Here is a 17,468-nt window from a genome sequence, read left to right as displayed (position 1 = left end):
TAGAGCCGCCCGCGAGGATTATCTTTTCAGGGACATCGACCATGCCTGCCTATCGCTCCAGAACCACCACCCATGGCCGCAACATGGCGGGCGCGCGCGGGCTGTGGCGCGCGACGGGCATGAAGGACGAGGATTTCGGCAAGCCGATCATCGCCGTGGTCAACAGCTTCACCCAGTTCGTCCCCGGCCATGTCCACCTCAAGGATCTGGGCCAGCTGGTCGCCCGCGAGATTGAGGCGGCAGGCGGCGTCGCCAAGGAATTCAACACCATCGCGGTCGATGACGGCATCGCCATGGGTCATGGCGGGATGCTCTATTCGCTCCCCAGTCGGGATCTGATCGCCGACAGCGTCGAATATATGGTCAACGCGCATTGCGCCGACGCGATGGTCTGCATCTCCAATTGCGACAAGATCACGCCCGGCATGCTGATGGCCGCGATGCGCCTCAACATTCCCGCCGTGTTCGTTTCCGGCGGGCCGATGGAAGCGGGCAAGGTCGTGATGCGCGGCAAGGAAGTGGCGCTCGACCTGGTCGACGCCATGGTCGTCGCTGCGGACGAAAGCTATACCGACGAAGAAGTCAAAACCATCGAACGCTCCGCCTGCCCCACCTGCGGGTCATGCTCTGGCATGTTCACGGCCAATTCGATGAACTGCCTGACCGAAGCGCTCGGCCTCTCGCTGCCCGGCAATGGTTCGACGCTCGCCACCCATGCCGATCGCGAACGGCTGTTCCGTGAAGCGGGCCATGTCATCGTCGATCTCGCCAAGCGCTGGTATGAACAGGATGACGCCACCGCCCTGCCGCGCACCATTGCCAGCTTCGCCGCGTTCGAAAATGCGATGAGCCTGGACATCGCCATGGGCGGCTCGACCAACACCGTGCTTCACCTTTTGGCCGCCGCCCATGAAGGCGGGGTCGATTTCACCATGGCCGACATCGACCGCCTGTCGCGCCGCGTCCCCTGCCTGTGCAAGGTCGCGCCCGCCAAGCAGGACGTGCATATGGAGGATGTGCACCGCGCCGGTGGCATCATGGCGATACTGGGCGAACTGGAGCGCGCCGGGCTGGTCGACACCTCGCTTCCCACCGTCCACGCCCCGACGATGGCCGCAGCGCTCGCCCGCTGGGACATTGGCCGCACCAACAGCGATGAAGTCCGCGCCTTCTTCCGCGCGGCACCCGGCGGCGTCCCGACCCAGACCGCATTCAGCCAGTCGGCCCGCTGGGAAGAGCTGGACCTGGACCGCGAAACGGGCGTGATCCGCTCCGCAGACCATCCCTTCTCCAAGGATGGCGGCCTTGCCGTCCTTTATGGCAACCTTGCGCCCGAAGGCTGCATCGTCAAGACGGCGGGCGTGGACGATAGCATCCTCACTTTCCACGGCACGGCGCGCGTCTATGAAAGTCAGGACGCCTCGGTCGCGGGCATTTTGGGCAATGAGGTCAAGGCCGGCGACGTCGTCGTCATCCGCTATGAAGGGCCAAAGGGCGGGCCGGGCATGCAGGAAATGCTCTATCCGACCAGCTATCTGAAATCCAAGGGGCTGGGCAAGGCATGCGCCCTCATCACCGACGGCCGCTTTTCGGGCGGCACGTCGGGCCTGTCGATCGGCCATGTCTCGCCCGAAGCAGCCGAAGGCGGCCTGATCGCGCTGGTCCAGACCGGCGATCCGATCGTCATCGACATTCCCAATCGCGTCATCAAGCTGGACATTGATGACGCCGTGCTGGCCGAACGCCGCGCCGAAATGGAAAAGATGGGGGCAAAGGCGTGGAAGCCCTTTGGCCGCAAACGCGACGTCTCACCGGCCCTGCGCGCCTATGCCGCCATGACCACCAACGCCGCCAAGGGCGCAGTGCGCGACGTCAGCCAGATCGAGAAATAGAATAAGCTCCGTTCGGGCTGAGCCTGTCGAAGCCTTGTCCTTCTTCAGTAGAAGAACGGCCCTTCGACAAGCTCAGGGCGAACGGAGTTTGGAAACGGGAGAGGTAGGGCGTCGGACCAGCCGTGTCAGCCGCCCACCTGCGCCAGCCAGTCCGCCAGATTATAATGGTTGCTCACCCGCGCGATCCTGCCGTCGCGTATCTCGAAAAACGCGCCGACGCGCAGCCGGTATCGCTGCCCGGCTGCCGCTGGCAAATCGCCGTCGGTTACCAGATATTCGCCCTCCAGCATGAACTCCGCCGCCGCCCGCGTGCCATCGGCCGATGTCAGGAACACAGGCTCGATCACCGTCTCGCTATAGCAGCGGTTCATATGGTCCAGAAATTCGGCAAAGGCCGCCTTGCCGTTGCGCACCGCACCCTGGCTCGGTTCATGCACCACATCGTCGGTCAGCAGCGCCAGCATCGCGGCGCTGTCCCCGCGATTGAAGGCGGCATAATAGTCGCGCAAAATCCTATCGCTCATGCCCCTTGCCCCAATCTTTCCCCATGCCAGCGCAGATGATCCGCCATGAAGGTGGAGATGAAATAATAGCTATGGTCGTAACCGTCCCGCACCGTCAGCGTCAGGTCGATCCCCGCCGCGTCGCAAGCCGTGCGCAGCAGGTCCGGGCGCAGTTCCTTGTCCAGAAACCCGTCCGCTCCACCCTGATCGACCAGCAATGCATCGACCCGCGCGCCATCCTCGATCAGCGCGACCGCATCATGCTTGCGCCACGCCGCCTTGTCATCGCCCAGATAGCCCGACAGCGCCTTCTGACCCCATGGCACCTGGCTTGGCGCGACGATCGGCGCAAAGGCCGACACCGCCTTGAACCGATCCGCCAGCGTCAGCCCGATCGTCAGCGCGCCATGCCCGCCCATCGAATGGCCCATGATCGACTGTCGCGCCATGTCGGCGGGAAATTCCGCTGCGATCAGCGCGGGCAGTTCTTCCGTCACATAGGACCACATCTTGTAATGCGCCACAAAGGGCGCCTCGGTCGCATCGACGTAAAAACCGGCGCCCAGCCCGAAATCATAGGCGCCATCGGGATCGTCAGCCACGCCTTCGCCCCGTGGCGACGTGTCGGGCGCGACGAAGATCAGCCCCAGTTCGGCGCAGATCGCGCGAAACTCGCCTTTTTCGGTTACATTGGCATGGGTGCAGGTCAGGCCCGACAGATACCAGACCACCGGCAGCTTCGCCCCCGACTCATGCGGCGGTACGAACACGGAAAACACCATGTCCGTCCCCGTGCTGGCCGATGCATGGCGATACACGCCCTGCACCCCGCCAAAGGCGCGATTTTCCGAAACGGTCTCCATGCCGTTCAATCCTTCGGCCCGACATTGGGCGCATAGGCGCAAATCTTGTTACCGTCCGGGTCACGCAGATAGGCGCCATACATATTGCCGGGCGAATTGGGCCGGAAGCCCGGCGCGCCTTCGCTCGTTCCACCTGCCGCAACGCCATTGTCGTGAAAGGCGTCCACCTCGGCATAGCTTTTCGCGGCAAAGCCCAGCGTATGGCCGTTGGCAGAGGTCGCTGGCGCGCCATCGGCGGGTTTGGCCACCACCACCGCGCCGCTGGCCGACGGATAGATCAGGCCATTGGGATAGGGGGCCGCGGCATAGCCCAGCGCCCCCATGGTCGCGTCCCAGAAGGCGCGCGCCTTTTCAATGTCGTTGGTGCCGAAATAGACATGGGTAAACATGGATCGCTCTCCGTTCAGAACACAACGACGCTGCGGATGCTCTCGCCCGCATGCATCAGGTCGAACCCCTTGTTGATCTCTTCCAGGCTCAGCATATGGGTGATCATCGGGTCGATCTCGATCTTGCCGTTCATATACCAGTCGACGATCTTGGGCACATCGGTCCGGCCCTTGGCCCCGCCGAACGCGCTGCCCTTCCACACCCGGCCAGTGACCAGTTGGAATGGGCGGGTGCTGATTTCCTTGCCCGCTTCGGCGACGCCGATGATGATGCTTTCGCCCCAGCCGCGATGGCACGCCTCCAGCGCGGTGCGCATCACCCCGGTATTGCCGGTGCAATCGAACGTATAGTCCGCCCCGCCATCGGTCAGCGCGACAAGATGCTGGACGATGTCGCCCTCCACCTTGTTGGGATTGACGAAGTGGGTCATGCCGAAACGGCGGCCCCATTCTTCCTTGCTGTCATTGATGTCGACGCCGATGATCATGTCCGCGCCGACCAGCTTCGCGCCCTGAATGACGTTCAGGCCAATGCCGCCCAGGCCGAAGATGATGACGTTGGACCCCGGCGTCACCTTGGCGCTGTTCACCACCGCGCCCACGCCCGTGGTCACGCCGCAGCCAATGTAACAGCTCTTGTCGAACGGCGCGTCCTCGCGGATCTTTGCCACCGCGATTTCGGGAAGCACGGTGAAGTTGGAGAAGGTCGAGCAGCCCATATAGTGAAAAATCGGCTGGCCCTTGTAGGAAAAGCGCGTCGTGCCGTCGGGCATCAGCCCCTTGCCCTGCGTCGCGCGGATCGCGGTGCACAGGTTGGTCTTGCCACTGAGGCAGCTTTTGCACTGGCGACATTCGGGCGTGTAGAGCGGGATGACATGATCGCCCGGCTGCACGCTGGTAACGCCCGGTCCCACCTCGCGCACGATGCCCGCGCCTTCATGCCCCAGGATCGACGGGAAAATGCCCTCGCTGTCGAACCCGTCCAGCGTGTAGGCGTCGGTATGGCAAATGCCGGTCGCCATGATCTCGACCAGCACTTCACCTGCTTTCGGCCCCTCCAGATCGACCTCGACAATCTCCAGCGGCTTTTTGGCTTCAAAGGCGACGGCGGCGCGGGTTTTCATGGGGAAAGCTCCTGTTCTGATACGGCTCCGCCCCTAGCAATATCCCACCCGCGCGATAAGGAGGGATTGTTGCAATTCATTATTTCATATCAGGGATAATCCATGCGCGGCTGGGATGGGATAGACGAATTTGTCGCCGTGGCGACCACGGGCAGTTTCAAGGGCGGCGCGGATGCGCTCGGCCTGTCCACCACCCATATGAGCCGCGCGATCGCCGCGCTGGAAAATCGGGTGCAACGCCCGCTCTTTCACCGCACGACCCGAACCGTCCGGCTGACCGACACGGGCCGCCTCTTCTACGATCATTGTAGCCGCATCGTCACCGAACGCGACGAAGCCATTGCGCTGATCAGCGAAGGGGCGGAACCGCAGGGCGACCTGCGCATCACCTGCTCGACCGCCATGGGGGAGCGCTTCATCGCCCCCATCGTCCGCGCATTCGCCGCACGCTATGTCAAACTCGCTGTCACGATAGAGCTGACCAACCGGCTGGTGGACCTGATCGGCGAGGGGTATGACATGGCGATCCGCACGGGAACGCTGGCCGATAGCCGCCTGATCGGCACGCGCATTGCCTCGCGCACCCTCTATACCTGCGCCGCCCCCGCCTATCTCGCGGCGCGCGGCACGCCCAACGCCATTGCCGACCTTGCCCATCATGACTGTCTGATAGGCACCACGACCAGTTGGCAGTTTCGCTCCTGGGGCCGGATCGAAACCATCCGCCCGCGCGGCCGCTGGCGCTGCAACAGCGGGGAAGCGGTGGCGCAGGCCGCCATCGCAGGCATGGGCATATGCCAGCTGCCCGAATTTTACGTCCTGCCCCATATCGCGTCCGGCGCGCTGGTGCCGCTGCTCGCCAATTTCGCGATGGAGGATGAACCGATCTGGGCCGTCTATCCCCAGCGCCGCCACCTCTTGCCCAAGATTACCGGCCTGCTCGACCTGTTGCGCAGCGAATTGCCCGTGGCGCTGGCCCGGCGGGACTAACCCTCGTGCCGGAACAGCCGCGCCACCTGCACCGCAATCTCGCGCGGGGTTAGGCGACCGGGCCGGAACCAGTCCGCCGCGGCATTGAGTTGCGACAGGAGCAGGTTCCGATAAATCGACCTGTCGATCCCCGCCGGTAAAGGCAGATCGGCCACGATCGCCCGGAACAGCCCCTCGAAACGGTCGCGCCGCGCCACAAGCTGCATACGCACATCGTTGGGCACTTCGCGAAAATCATTCATCATCGGCGTCGTCAGCGAATCGGGTGCCAGCTGCACCTCCAGCAGCGCGACGCACGCCACTTCCAGCCGCTCCCACGGATCGGCGACGTCCGCCACCGCGGCCGCGATCCGCGCCTCCGCTTCATCGAGCGCGCCATTATGCAGTTCAACGAACAGCGCGTCCTTGGACTTGATATGGTGATAGAGCGATCCGCCCAGCACCCCGGACGCCTCGCCAATGTCGCGCATCGACGTGCCACGATAGCCCTTGCGCGCGAACAGCTGCGCCGCGATCGCGAGTATCTCCTCGCGCCGGGACCGCCCGCCTTCCTCGCTTCCCGCCTGCTTGCTCATGCGCGCTGGCCTAGCACAAAATGCCGCCCCGGATCATCCCGGCGTCACGGCAGCAGCAGCGACGAATCGCCATAGCTGTAGAAACGATAGCCCGCCCCGATCGCATGGGCATAAGCCGCCCGCATCCGCTCCGTCCCCATCAGCGCGCTGACCAGCATGAACAGGGTTGATTTGGGCAAATGGAAATTGGTCATCAACCCGTCGACCGCCCGGAACCGATAGCCCGGCGTGATGAAAATCCGGGTTTCATCGGCAAAGGCACGGATGATGCCGTCCTCGCCCGCCGCGCTTTCCAGCAGGCGCAGGCTGGTGGTGCCAACAGCGATCAGCCGCCCGCCCGCTGCCCGCGCGGCATTCAGCCGCTCCGCCGTCGCCGCCTCGATCCGGCCCCATTCGGCGTGCATCCGATGATCGTCGGTATCGTCCGCCTTGACCGGCAGGAATGTCCCCGCGCCCACATGCAGCGTCAGCGTCTCGGTCGCGATGCCGCGCTCCGCCAGCGCCGCCATCAATTCCGGGGTGAAATGCAGCGCAGCCGTGGGTGCTGCCACCGCACCATCCTCCCGCGCGAACATCGTCTGGTAATCGGCCCGGTCGCGCTCGTCGGTCGGACGCTTGCTGGCGATATAGGGCGGCAATGGCATCCGCCCCGCCCGCTCCAGCAATATCTCCACCGGCTCCTCGCCCTCGAAGCTCAGCGTCACCCCGCCATCATCGTCGCGCGGCCCGGCAATGGCCGTGACCCCCGCGCCGAAATCGATCCGGTCACCGTCACGCACCCGCTTGGCATTGCGCAAAAAGGCCTGCCACTGGCGCAGCCCCAGCCTTTTGTGCAGCGTCGCGCCGATCCGCGCATTGCCGCGCATCCCCTCCAGCTGGGCGGGAATGACGCGCGTATCGTTGAACACCAGCACATCGCCCGCCCGCAACAGCGAGGGCAGGTCACGCACGCTCAGGTCGGCAAAGTCGCCCTCGCCCGGCACCAGCAGCAAGCGCGCACTATCGCGCGGCGACGCAGGCCGCAGCGCAATATTCTCCGGCGGCAGGTCGAAATCGAAAAGGTCTACGCGCATGGTCTAAACGCTGCCCTGTTCAGCCTTTATCGGTGTTCCCGCGAAGGCGGGAACCCAGTCCCCCTCTGGACTGGATTCCCGCCTTCGCGGGAACACCCGGTGCTATAATCATGATAAAGCGAAGGGATGGTGGCCGGACGAACCAGCCCCTTCTCCCGCTTATTTCGCCGGCGCGCCAATAATCGACGGCGCGACCGGGGCGACGGGCGCGGTCACCGGCGGCTTGCCGTCGCTCTCGATCGACGCTTGCAGGATCACGGTCGGGTTGGCGGGCGGTTCGCCCTGCGCAATCGCATCGACATAATTCATGCCCTCGATCACCCGGCCAAACACCGTATATTTCTTGTCGAGCTGCATCCTGGGCAACAGCACGATGAAGAACTGGCTGTTGGCGCTATCCTCGCTCTGGGCGCGGGCCATCGACACGGTACCGCGCAAATGGGGCATCGGGTTGAACTCGGCCTTCAGGTCCGGCAACGTCGAACCGCCCGTGCCATCGCCCTTGGGGTCGCCGCCCTGCGCCATGAAGCCGGGAATGACGCGATGGAATTTCAGGCCATTGTAGAAACCCTGCCGGGTCAGTTCCTTGATCCGCTCGACATGGTTGGGCGCGATGTCGGGGCGCAGCTGGATACGCACCCGCCCGCCGCTCGACAGGTCCAGATCCCAGATATTCTGCGGATCGGCCGGCACCACCGCAGGCGGCAGCTTGGGGGTCAGGTCGCCGCCCAGCGACTTGGCATTCTCCGCCGCCCGCGCCGCAGCCTCCGCCTTCTTCAATTCATCGCCCTTGCTACCGCCGCCCTGGGCATAGGCCATGCCGGACGCAGTGAGGGCGATGCCGATCGCCACGGTCTTGAGCGCGCAGGTGAAACGCATGGGACTTACTTTCCTCAATATCTTGGCCGTCCTGATAGCGCGCTGATCGCGATTGGCAACTGAACGCAGGCTGAGCGAGCTTATACGCTGCCCTTGCGCCCCAGTTTTTCTACCCGCGCCACGACTTCGTCGCGCACCACCGGCCCCACAAATTTATGGATCGGCCCGCCATAGAGCGCGATTTCCTTGACCAGTCGCGACGCGATCGGTTGCAGGCACACGTCCGCCATCAGGAATACCGTTTCGACGCGGGCGTTGATCTGCTGGTTCATCCCCGCCATTTGATATTCATATTCAAAGTCGGCGACCGCGCGCAGCCCGCGAATGATGACGCTCGCGCCCTGCGATTCGGCAAAGTCCATCAGCAGCGAGTTGAAGCCGACGACCACAATGTCGGCGTCGATCGCCGCGCATTCGCGCCGGACCATCTCCAGCCGTTCCTCATCGCTGAACATGGGCGACTTGCTGATGTTGGTCGTCACACCGATCACCAGCCGGTCGACCAGCTTCGCGCCGCGCCGGATGATGTCCATATGCCCCAATGTAATCGGGTCGAACGTGCCGGGATAGACACCTATGCGCTGCTTGCTCATGCCGTTTAGCGATCCCTTTCCACGATATAGTCGGCTATGGCGCGCAGCAGGTCGGCTTCCGCGCCATAGCCATGCAGATGCGCCTTGGCCTGATCGACCAGCATGTGCGCCTGCGCCCGCGCCCGATCGACGCCCAGGAGCGACACGAAGGTTTCCTTGCCCGCCGCCGCATCCTTGCCCAGCGCCTTACCCGCCACCGTCGCGTCGCCCTCTACATCCAGCAGATCGTCGGCAATCTGGAACGCCAGCCCGATGTCGCGCGCATAGCCATGCAAGCCGGTGCGCGCATCGACCGGGATGCGGGCCATGATCGCGGCGGCATCGACGCAAAAGGCGATCAGCGCCCCGGTCTTTAGGTTTTGCAGCCGGGTGACGGTGGCCAGGTCGAACCGGGCATGTTCCGCCTCCAGGTCCATCATCTGCCCGCCCGCCATGCCCGCAGGACCGCTGGCCAGCGCCAGCGCGCGCACCAATTCTATCCGCACGAACGGGTCGGGATGGGTTTCCTCGTCGGACAAGATCTGGAACGCCAGATCGTGCAGGCAATCGCCGGCCAATATGGCCGTCGCCTCGTCAAACGCCTTGTGGACGGTCGCCTTGCCCCGGCGCATGTCGTCATTGTCCATCGCGGGCAGATCGTCATGCACCAGCGAATAGACATGGATGCACTCGATCGCCAGGCCGACCCGCAGCGCCGATTCGCGCGACAGATGGAACAGGTCGCTGGTCGCCTGCACCAGCAATGGCCGCAACCTTTTGCCGCCGCCGATCGCGGCGTGGCGCATCGCCTCATACAGTCGCGCCCGTGGATCGTCCGGCACGCTCAGCAGATGGTCGAACGCCCGGTCGATCGCCGCCGCGACTTCTGCCGAGCGCGCCTTGACCAATGCCCCGGCGGAGGCCGTCTCTCCCCCGATCATGCCGCTCATTCCGCGCCGAACGGCTGCGCGCCGGTTACGGCGCCGCTGGCGTCTGTCGTCAGCTTGGCGATCCGCGCCTCCGCCGACGCCAGCCGCTCCGTACAGCGTTTGCGCAATTCCTCGCCCTGCGCATAGAGCGAGATCGACTCGTCGAGCGGCACGTCGCCGCTTTCGAGCCGCCGCACGATCGTTTCGAGCGCGCGCAGCGCATCCTCGAAAGAAAGATTGGCCGGATCAAGGGCCGAATTGGAAGGGGCCGTGCTGCTATCGTCTGCCATGTCCCTGCATTGACCGCCACTGCCGCCCCGGTCAAGCCATCACACCGGCTTTCATGCCCGCTTTCATGACTGTCATCGTGTCGTCATGACGTCATATGATAGCGATGGGGGATTAAGCGCAGTTTTGCGTTGACGCAGGATGTTGCAGGTGCACATAGAAGGACCGCTATGAAATTTTACATTCCCCTGATCGCCGTTGCCTCGCTCACTCTGCTGAGCGCCTGCAACAAGAATGACGAACCTGAAGTCGTTGGCGGCCCTGCCGATCCGATGGCTGCCGAACTGGCCAATGCCGCGCCTGTCGAGCTGCCCCCGTCGGTCAAGGCCAACAAGCAGTTCCGGTGCAAGGACAACAGCCTGATCTTCGTCGACTATATGAGCGACGACAAGACGGCCCAGCTGCGCACTGAAAAGGGCGGCCCCGCCACCACGCTGAAGGCGGAAGAAGTCGGCAAGCCCTTCACGGCCGAAGGCTTTGAAGTCAGCGGCGCGGGCGACGACGTCACCATCACCGTGCCCGGCAAGGGCGCACAGGCCTGCCACGTCTAAGACGCGCGCAGCTTCCTCATTCCCAGGCCGGACCTTTCCCTAAAGGTCCGGCCTTTTCTTGTTCCACACATCTTCTTCCCGCTGGGTGGGCGAAGTTGGAAGAGGGGGTTCGACGCTATCGACAGCATCCGACACCCCTACCATTGTGAATCCCGCTTGGCCCCGCTAAAGGCGCGCACATGTCCAGCACCGCTCCCCACATCACCCCGGAAATCGTCGCCGAACATGGCCTCAGCCCGGAAGAATATGACCGCGTCCTGAAAGCGATCGGCCGCGAACCGAACCTCACGGAACTGGGCATATTCTCGGTCATGTGGTCGGAACATTGCAGCTATAAAAGCTCCAAGATCCACCTGATGAAGCTGCCCACAACTGGCCCGCAGGTCATTTGCGGCCCCGGCGAAAATGCAGGCGTGGTCGATATTGGCGATGGTCAGGCGGCGATCTTCAAGATGGAGAGCCACAACCACCCCAGCTATATCGAACCCTATCAGGGTGCGGCGACCGGCGTTGGCGGCATTTTGCGCGACGTGTTCACCATGGGCGCGCGCCCGGTCGCCAATATGAACGCGCTGCGCTTCGGTCGGCCCGATCATCCCAAGATGCGCCACCTGATCAGCGGCGTGGTGCGCGGCATTGGCGGCTATGGCAATTGCGTCGGCGTGCCCACCGTAGGCGGCGAAGTCAATTTCCACCCCGCCTATGACGGCAATATCCTGGTCAACGCCATGACCGTGGGCATCGCGGACACCGACAAGATTTTCTATTCCGCCGCATCGGGCGTGGGCAACTCCATCGTCTATGTCGGTTCCAAGACCGGCCGCGACGGCATCCATGGCGCGACCATGGCCAGCGCCGATTTCGGCGACGATGCCGACGCCAAGCGCCCCACCGTGCAGGTCGGCGATCCCTTCACCGAAAAGCTGCTGATCGAAGCCTGCCTTGAACTCATGGCATCCGACGCGATCGTCGCTATTCAGGATATGGGCGCGGCGGGCCTCACCTCCTCCAGCGTCGAAATGGCATCGAAGGGCGGCGTCGGCCTGCTCCTCAACATGGATGCCGTGCCGCAGCGCGAAACCGGCATGACTGCCTATGAAATGATGCTCTCCGAAAGCCAGGAGCGCATGTTGATGGTCTTGAAGCCGGGCCGCGAAGCCTTTGCAGAGGCCATTTTCCACAAATGGGAACTGGATTTCGCGGTGATCGGCGAAGTCACCGACACGGGTCGCATGGTCCTGGTCCATCATGGCGAAACCGTGTGCGACATTCCGCTGGCTCCGCTGGCGGACGACGCCCCGCTCTATGATCGCCCCTCCATGCCGGTGGACGACTATAAGACCTGGTCGGGCGTCCAGCCACTTGGCGACATCCCCGAATCCACCGACATCGGCGCGGACCTCGTCACGCTGATGGGCAGCCCCGACATCGCCAGCCGCCGCTGGATCTGGGAACAATATGACCATATGGTCGGCGCGGACACCGTCCAGCGCCCCGGCGGCGATGCGGCCGTCGTTCGCGTTCACGGCTCCAGCAAGGGCATTGCGATCAGCACCGATTGCACCCCGCGCTATTGCTATGCAGACCCCTATGAAGGCGGCAAGCAGGCGATTGCCGAATGCTATCGCAACCTGAGCGCGGTCGGCGCAAAGCCGCTGGCCGTCACCAACTGCCTCAACTTCGCCAACCCCCAGCGCCCCGAAATCATGGCGCAGCTGACCGGCTGCCTTGACGGCATGGGCGACGCCTGCCGCGCATTGGACTTCCCGATCGTTAGCGGCAACGTGTCGCTCTATAACGAAAGCAAGGCGACCGGCGGCGGCAGCGCGATTCTGCCTACGCCCGCAATTGGCGGGATCGGCTTGCTGGCGGACGTCGATGTGATGGCGACGGTCGCGTTCAAGAATGAAGGCGACGCCATCTGGCTGATCGGCGGGCCAGAAGGTGCTTTGGGCACGCATCTGGGCCAGTCGATCTGGCTGCGCGAAATCGCCGGTCGTGAAGCGGGCGAAGCACCCAAGGTCGATCTGGCTGCCGAGCGCGCCAATGCCGACATGATCCGCACCCTGGTCGCATCGGGCTCGGTCAATGCCGTTCATGATATTGCCGATGGCGGCCTGATCGTCACGATCGCCGAAATGGCGCTGGCGGGCAAAATCGGCGCGCAGCTCGACGACACGCTCTCCACCGCCGCCGCCTTTGGCGAAGATCAGGGCCGCTATGTCGTCACCGCATCGCCAGGCATCGACATTCCGGGCGCAATCCGCATCGGCACCACCGGCGGATCGACCGTCGCCGGCGTCCCCCTCACCGACCTGCGCGCCGCCCATGAAGGCTTCTTCCCCAAGCTGATGGACAGCGAACTTTAATCCCAAACCCCCGTCGTCCCCGCGGACGCGGGGACCCAACGCCCGTCACGCACCTTGATACAATCGGGGCGCAACGCGCCCGCCCGTAGCGTACCCCCGCGCCTACCGTTCGGTGCAACATGGGTTCCCACTTCCGTGGGAACGACGGCTATTGTTAAAACCACGCCATGCGAATCCGCCAGCCTTGCGTGTATATCCTAGCCAGCCAACGCAACGGCACCCTCTATATCGGCGTTACATCAGACCTCATCGCCCGCCTCCACCAGCATCGCACCAGTGCAGTCCCCGGCTTCACCCGTGACTACGGCGTAAACCGCCTCATGTGATTCGAGCAGCACGGCACGATGGATGAAGCTATCCTCCGCGAGAAACGCTTGAAAAAATGGAACCGCGCCTGGAAAATCAGCATGATTGAGGAATTGACCCCGCACTGGGACGATCTCGCTATCGGATTGGGTTTTGAACGCCTGCCGGATCACGCCACGCCTCGCGTCACCCGTCCGAACAGAATCTGATAGCTATCATTGCTGCCTTCAGCCTCGAATGCGGCCATCACCCGCCGCAAATCGCCCGGCGATAGCGGCGCGCGCCCTTCGCCCGGAACCACCGCGCCAATCCCGCGTAAATGGGCGATCAGCCCCCGCGCGCCGCCGCAATTCAGCGCATACTCCTCGTCAAAGGCGAAGGCGTCGCCAAACCCCGCCAGCATCGCGCGCAAATCGTCCAGCGTCGGATAATCCGGCACGCCAGCCACCAGCCCGCAGCGCGCGTGCGCGGCCCGCCAGCGGGCAAAGCTGCCCTGCCCCATGGTCGAGAAAATCAGGCTCCCGCCCGGCCGCAACAGCTCCGCCAGTCGCGCAATGCCGCTCGCCAGATCATCGAACCATTGGAACGCCAGGCTGGACACGATCAGGTCGAACCACGGCCCGTCGAAGATCGGCGCTTCCCCGTCCATCGTCAGGAACCGCCCCGCGACATGGCCAGCGGACGCGGCCTGTTCCAGCATCCCTGGCGACAGGTCGGTCACGACCATCTCTGCGCCCGGCCAGCGCGCCTGTATGTCGCGCGTGAGGAATCCGGTGCCGCAACCAATCTCCAATATCCGCGTGACCCCATCGGGCTTTTGCCGCTGGGCAATGTCCGCCACCAGCGCCGCCGCCAGCCGCTGCGGCCCGGCATGGTCATCATAATGCGCCGCCGCCGCGCCGAAGGCGTCGCTGATCCGTTGCTTGCGCCATTGCCTGGAGCCATCAATCATGGCTACGCGCCTTGGCAGAGGCTTGCGCCGCTGACCAGTCCCCTTCAAGGAAGCGTCATGACATCCCCCCGTATCCCCGCCATGGACGTGCTGCGCGGTTGCGCGGTGATGGGCATCCTGTGGATGAACATCACGGCCTTCGCCCAGCCCCAATCCGCCTATTTCAACCCGGCGGCATCGGGGCCGCTCCGCATTGGTGACATCGCTTTCTGGATGAGCAGCCTGATTCTGTTCGACGGCAAGATGCGCGCGCTGTTCGCCATGCTGTTCGGCGCGTCGATGCTGTTGCTGATCGACCGGGAGGAAATGGCCGGGGGTGATGGCCGCCGCAGCCAGATGATCCGCGCAGGCTGGCTATTCGTTATAGGCATGGCCCATTATCTGCTGCTCTGGTGGGGGGACATATTGGCGATCTATGCGGTCGTCAGTCTGGTGGCGCTCGGCTTCGTGCGACAGGAACCCATGGCGCTCGTCAAAAGCGCTTTCCTGATCTTCCTTTTTCACTTCCTGATCTGCGCCGCCTTTCTCGCCACTCTCTATGCCTGGGGTCATGCCGCCGCCTTGCCCGGCGCGGGAACGGCCACGCGCAACGGCTTCGCGACCTTCATGGCATCGCTGGCGGACCCGGCCAGCCCCGGCGTCCGCGCGGACATCGCCACCTATCGCAGCGGCTTTGGTACGATCCTGTCGCACAAGCTCGCTTCTTTCCCCGGCGAATGGTTCTGGGGTTTCATGTTCACCGCTCTGGACGTGCTGGGCTTCATGCTGCTGGGCATGGCGATGCTCAAGGGCGGCTTTCTCACGGGCCGCTGGCCGGCCGATCAATATTGGCGCACCGCGCGCCATTGCTTCCTCATCGGCCTGCCGCCGATGATCGGCCTTGCCATCTGGATCATCGCCAGTGGCTTCGCTCCGCTACCTGCTTTCGGCACCGTCCTGCTCTGGTCCTTCCCCTTCCGCATACCGCTTGCCGTGGGCTGGGCCGCGCTCATCCTGTGGCTGCTTGCCCGTTATCGCGATCACCCGCTGGTCGCCCGCCTGGCTGCCACCGGGCGAATGACGCTCAGCAACTATCTGGGGTCCACCCTGCTCATGACATCGCTCTTCTATGGCTGGGGGCTGGGCTTGTTCGGCCATGTCCGCCCCGCCCTGCTCCTGCCCTTCGTGCTGGGCGCCTGGGCGTTAATGCTGCTCTGGTCGCCGCTTTGGCTGTCGCGATTCGCCGTTGGCCCGGCGGAATGGCTCTGGCGCAGCCTGATCCGCGGCCAACCGCAAAAGATTCGCAAGAGCAGCTGATTACTATTGCGACCTATTATCATCTGCGCTATCTCTCTCCCTATCAGGAGAGTGTTTCGATGGTCGTCTGTGTTTGCAATGCCATTCGTGAAAAGGACTTGAAGGAAGCCGTGCGCGATGGCGCCGACACGCCGTGCAGCGCCTATGCCCGCTTTGGCCGCCGCCCCAAATGCGGCCAGTGCGTGCCCTTCGCCCGCACGATCATCGCCGCGGAACGCGCCTCGGCCTGATAGCATTGCAAATCATCCGCACTTGCCGATCGCGAAGCCGGCGCAATAGCGGACGATAAAATGGCGGAATATCAAGGTTTTTTGGCTTAACAGCAACGAACCCGACGCCTATAGTCCGGCGGTAATCCCCCCCAAGCCGGAGTATCCGCCATGAAAGGCGACCCGAAGGTCATCGACTATCTGAACGAGGTCCTCAAAAATGAGCTGACCGCGATCAATCAATATTTCCTCCACTATCGCATCCTCAATCACTGGGGCGTCGAAAAGCTCGCCAAGTTTGAATATGAGGAATCGATCGACGAGATGAAGCACGCTGACAAGCTGGCGGAGCGCATCCTCTTCCTCGACGGCCTGCCCAATTTTCAGCTGCTTGGCCGCCTCAAGATCGGCGAAACGGTCGAGGAAATATTGAAGGCCGACCTGGCGCTGGAATATGAGGCGCTGCCCCCGCTCAAGGATGGGATCGCCTATTGCGAATCGATTCGCGACTATGTGACCCGCGACCTGTTCCAATACATCCTCGAAAGCGAGGAAGAACATATCGACACGCTGGAAACCCAGTTCGAAATGATCGAGCGCATGGGCATCCAGAATTATGTCCAGCTACAGAGCAAGCCGGCAGAGGGCTGACATATGTCGCCGGGAGGGGGCGTCGTCCCCTCCCCCTACAGTAAAGCCTCCAATATCCCGATCAGCGGCAGATCGGCGGGCGGCATGTCCAGACCGTACATCTGCGCGGGGCGCACCCATTGCAGCGCGGTGGCATGGCGCGCCTGCGCCACACCTTCCCATTTCCGGCAGACATAGAGCAGCAGCAGCAAATGCCTGTCGCCCAGCGGCTCGCTCGCAAAGGTTGCGGGCGCCAGGCAACTGGCATGGGTGCGGATACCCAGTTCCTCCTCCAACTCGCGGATCAGCGCCGCTTCGGGCGTTTCACCGGGTTCCAGCTTGCCGCCGGGAAACTCCCATAGCCCTGCCATCGCCCGACCAGGCGGTCTTTGCTGCACAAGAACGCGGCCATCCGCGTCGATCAAGGCGGCGGCGACCACCCATAAAGGCGAAAAACTGTCCATAAAGGTCCGATGAAAGGGCTTTGTTAACCGCGCGTCTTTTACAGGTCTATGCGGGACTGTCTGTAGCGAACTGGAAGCCATATGCGCGGGTTCATCGAAATCATCGCCCGCTTGGGGCTCATACGATGCGAACGTGGGGCGACCGCGGTCGAATATGGCCTGATCATCGCCATGGTTGTGCTCGCCATGATCACTGCCCTGACGAACGTCGCAAACAAGACGACGGGCATGTGGAACAACATGGCCCATGAAGTAACATCCCGTTAACCATCAATATCTGACAGCCACTTGATCCCCATTAACTGTTTTTCAACTGACCTTCTCTAATTCGTTCCTTGCTGACCACATCAATTTGAGCGGGGCGGCCGGGTAGTTAAACGCAGTTTCAAGACAAGGAGACATCACATGCAGTTCATCCGTAAGATGCTGAAGAACGAAAAGGGCGCGACCGCCATTGAATACGGCCTGATCGCGGCTCTGATCGCCGTCGCCGCCATTGGCGCGATGACCAGCCTGGGCTCGAAGCTCAGCAACACGTTCGACAACGTTTCGGGCAACCTGAAGTAAGCCCGACACATTGTCGAAACAGGGGGTGGCGAAGGCAACTTCGCCGC

Annotated in this window: 21 protein-coding genes and 1 pseudogene; 10 read left to right on the top strand and 12 right to left on the bottom strand. The window is 63.3% G+C overall.

Annotation, left to right across the window (positions count from 1 at the left end):
- Positions 1-41 precede the first annotated feature (41 nt).
- Positions 42-1,892: a dihydroxy-acid dehydratase gene (gene ilvD, locus SX1_RS02135; RefSeq protein ID WP_019051714.1), complete on the top strand. Its 1,851-nt coding sequence runs from the start codon at positions 42-44 to the stop codon at positions 1,890-1,892.
- A gap of 125 nt (positions 1,893-2,017) precedes the next feature.
- Here ilvD and SX1_RS02130 read toward each other — a convergent pair whose 3' ends face one another.
- From SX1_RS02130 to SX1_RS02115, 4 genes are read right to left on the bottom strand one after another with little or no spacing between them, the layout of a single operon-like run.
- Positions 2,018-2,416 carry a ketosteroid isomerase-related protein gene (locus SX1_RS02130; protein WP_019051713.1) on the bottom strand — a complete coding sequence of 133 codons (399 nt, stop codon included), beginning with the start codon at positions 2,414-2,416 and terminating at the stop codon, positions 2,018-2,020.
- The gene (gene fghA, locus SX1_RS02125) at positions 2,413-3,258 is read right to left on the bottom strand and encodes an S-formylglutathione hydrolase (protein ID WP_019051712.1); all 846 of its coding nucleotides are present in this window, start codon (positions 3,256-3,258) and stop codon (positions 2,413-2,415) included. Before fghA ends, SX1_RS02130 begins: the two co-directional genes overlap by 4 nt.
- A gap of 5 nt (positions 3,259-3,263) precedes the next feature.
- Positions 3,264-3,647 carry a VOC family protein gene (locus tag SX1_RS02120; RefSeq protein ID WP_017184159.1) on the bottom strand — a complete coding sequence of 128 codons (384 nt, stop codon included), beginning with the start codon at positions 3,645-3,647 and terminating at the stop codon, positions 3,264-3,266.
- 14 nt (positions 3,648-3,661) lie between these two features.
- A complete protein-coding gene (locus SX1_RS02115) occupies positions 3,662-4,771 on the bottom strand; it encodes an S-(hydroxymethyl)glutathione dehydrogenase/class III alcohol dehydrogenase (RefSeq protein WP_019051711.1) in 1,110 nt (369 codons plus the stop codon).
- A 102-nt stretch (positions 4,772-4,873) separates the two neighbouring features.
- Here SX1_RS02115 and SX1_RS02110 point away from each other — a divergent pair, with 102 nt between their 5' ends.
- Positions 4,874-5,761 carry a LysR family transcriptional regulator gene (locus tag SX1_RS02110; protein WP_017184157.1) on the top strand — a complete coding sequence of 296 codons (888 nt, stop codon included), beginning with the start codon at positions 4,874-4,876 and terminating at the stop codon, positions 5,759-5,761.
- Here the strand turns inward: SX1_RS02110 and SX1_RS02105 are convergent.
- The 6 genes from SX1_RS02105 to SX1_RS02080 form a co-directional block, all read right to left on the bottom strand.
- Positions 5,758-6,336, bottom strand: a complete 579-nt coding sequence (locus tag SX1_RS02105) for a TetR/AcrR family transcriptional regulator (protein ID WP_019051710.1) — start codon at positions 6,334-6,336, stop codon at positions 5,758-5,760. The genes SX1_RS02110 and SX1_RS02105 overlap by 4 nt on opposite strands.
- A gap of 44 nt (positions 6,337-6,380) precedes the next feature.
- Positions 6,381-7,409, bottom strand: coding sequence for a tRNA preQ1(34) S-adenosylmethionine ribosyltransferase-isomerase QueA (gene queA / locus SX1_RS02100; protein ID WP_019051709.1), 1,029 nt, complete (start codon positions 7,407-7,409; stop codon positions 6,381-6,383).
- A 159-nt stretch (positions 7,410-7,568) separates the two neighbouring features.
- Positions 7,569-8,288: a peptidylprolyl isomerase gene (locus tag SX1_RS02095; protein ID WP_017184154.1), complete on the bottom strand. Its 720-nt coding sequence runs from the start codon at positions 8,286-8,288 to the stop codon at positions 7,569-7,571.
- 80 nt (positions 8,289-8,368) lie between these two features.
- Positions 8,369-8,881: a pantetheine-phosphate adenylyltransferase gene (gene coaD / locus SX1_RS02090; RefSeq protein WP_017184153.1), complete on the bottom strand. Its 513-nt coding sequence runs from the start codon at positions 8,879-8,881 to the stop codon at positions 8,369-8,371.
- A 5-nt stretch (positions 8,882-8,886) separates the two neighbouring features.
- Complete coding sequence (locus SX1_RS02085) at positions 8,887-9,810, bottom strand: polyprenyl synthetase family protein (protein ID WP_019051708.1); 924 nt, start codon at positions 9,808-9,810, stop codon at positions 8,887-8,889.
- Complete coding sequence (locus SX1_RS02080) at positions 9,807-10,079, bottom strand: exodeoxyribonuclease VII small subunit (protein ID WP_019051707.1); 273 nt, start codon at positions 10,077-10,079, stop codon at positions 9,807-9,809. Before SX1_RS02080 ends, SX1_RS02085 begins: the two co-directional genes overlap by 4 nt.
- Positions 10,080-10,247: 168 nt before the next feature.
- Here SX1_RS02080 and SX1_RS02075 point away from each other — a divergent pair, with 168 nt between their 5' ends.
- From SX1_RS02075 to SX1_RS23665, 3 genes and pseudogenes are all read left to right on the top strand, one after another.
- Positions 10,248-10,628 (top strand): hypothetical protein, encoded by a 381-nt coding sequence (locus SX1_RS02075; protein WP_019051706.1) that lies wholly within the window; start codon positions 10,248-10,250, stop codon positions 10,626-10,628.
- A 179-nt stretch (positions 10,629-10,807) separates the two neighbouring features.
- A complete protein-coding gene (purL, locus tag SX1_RS02070; protein ID WP_019051705.1) occupies positions 10,808-12,997 on the top strand; it encodes a phosphoribosylformylglycinamidine synthase subunit PurL in 2,190 nt (729 codons plus the stop codon).
- Positions 12,998-13,164: 167 nt separating this feature from the next.
- Positions 13,165-13,512 (top strand): annotated as a pseudogene (locus tag SX1_RS23665) (GIY-YIG nuclease family protein).
- Here SX1_RS23665 and SX1_RS02060 read toward each other — a convergent pair.
- Entirely contained in the window at positions 13,473-14,255 is a 783-nt protein-coding gene (locus SX1_RS02060; protein ID WP_019051703.1) for a methyltransferase domain-containing protein, read from the bottom strand. The pseudogene SX1_RS23665 and the gene SX1_RS02060 overlap by 40 nt on opposite strands.
- Before the next feature lie 57 nt (positions 14,256-14,312).
- On the opposite strand from SX1_RS02060, the gene SX1_RS02055 reads away from it, so the two are divergent.
- The 3 genes from SX1_RS02055 (at position 14,313) to bfr (ending at position 16,411) form a co-directional block, all read left to right on the top strand.
- Positions 14,313-15,551: a DUF418 domain-containing protein gene (locus tag SX1_RS02055; RefSeq protein WP_043145147.1), complete on the top strand. Its 1,239-nt coding sequence runs from the start codon at positions 14,313-14,315 to the stop codon at positions 15,549-15,551.
- Between the two features lie 59 nt (positions 15,552-15,610).
- Positions 15,611-15,781 carry a (2Fe-2S)-binding protein gene (locus tag SX1_RS02050; RefSeq protein WP_017182815.1) on the top strand — a complete coding sequence of 57 codons (171 nt, stop codon included), beginning with the start codon at positions 15,611-15,613 and terminating at the stop codon, positions 15,779-15,781.
- Positions 15,782-15,931: 150 nt separating this feature from the next.
- On the top strand, positions 15,932-16,411 hold the full coding sequence (gene bfr, locus SX1_RS02045; RefSeq protein WP_017182814.1) for a bacterioferritin: 480 nt from the start codon (positions 15,932-15,934) through the stop codon (positions 16,409-16,411).
- A gap of 35 nt (positions 16,412-16,446) precedes the next feature.
- Here bfr and SX1_RS02040 read toward each other — a convergent pair whose 3' ends face one another.
- Positions 16,447-16,854, bottom strand: coding sequence for a (deoxy)nucleoside triphosphate pyrophosphohydrolase (locus tag SX1_RS02040; RefSeq protein WP_017182813.1), 408 nt, complete (start codon positions 16,852-16,854; stop codon positions 16,447-16,449).
- Between the two features lie 81 nt (positions 16,855-16,935).
- Between SX1_RS02040 and SX1_RS02035 the strand changes: the two genes are divergently transcribed.
- Positions 16,936-17,121 carry a Flp family type IVb pilin gene (locus SX1_RS02035; protein WP_019051701.1) on the top strand — a complete coding sequence of 62 codons (186 nt, stop codon included), beginning with the start codon at positions 16,936-16,938 and terminating at the stop codon, positions 17,119-17,121.
- A 138-nt stretch (positions 17,122-17,259) separates the two neighbouring features.
- Positions 17,260-17,421, top strand: coding sequence for a Flp family type IVb pilin (locus tag SX1_RS02030; RefSeq protein WP_019051700.1), 162 nt, complete (start codon positions 17,260-17,262; stop codon positions 17,419-17,421).
- Positions 17,422-17,468: the final 47 nt, after the last annotated feature.

It is taken from the genome of Sphingobium xenophagum NBRC 107872 (assembly GCF_000367345.1).
Classification (GTDB): Bacteria; Pseudomonadota; Alphaproteobacteria; order Sphingomonadales; family Sphingomonadaceae; genus Sphingobium; species Sphingobium xenophagum.
Note: the sequence above shows the minus strand (reverse complement) of the source record. Positions and strands in the feature narration are given on the sequence as shown.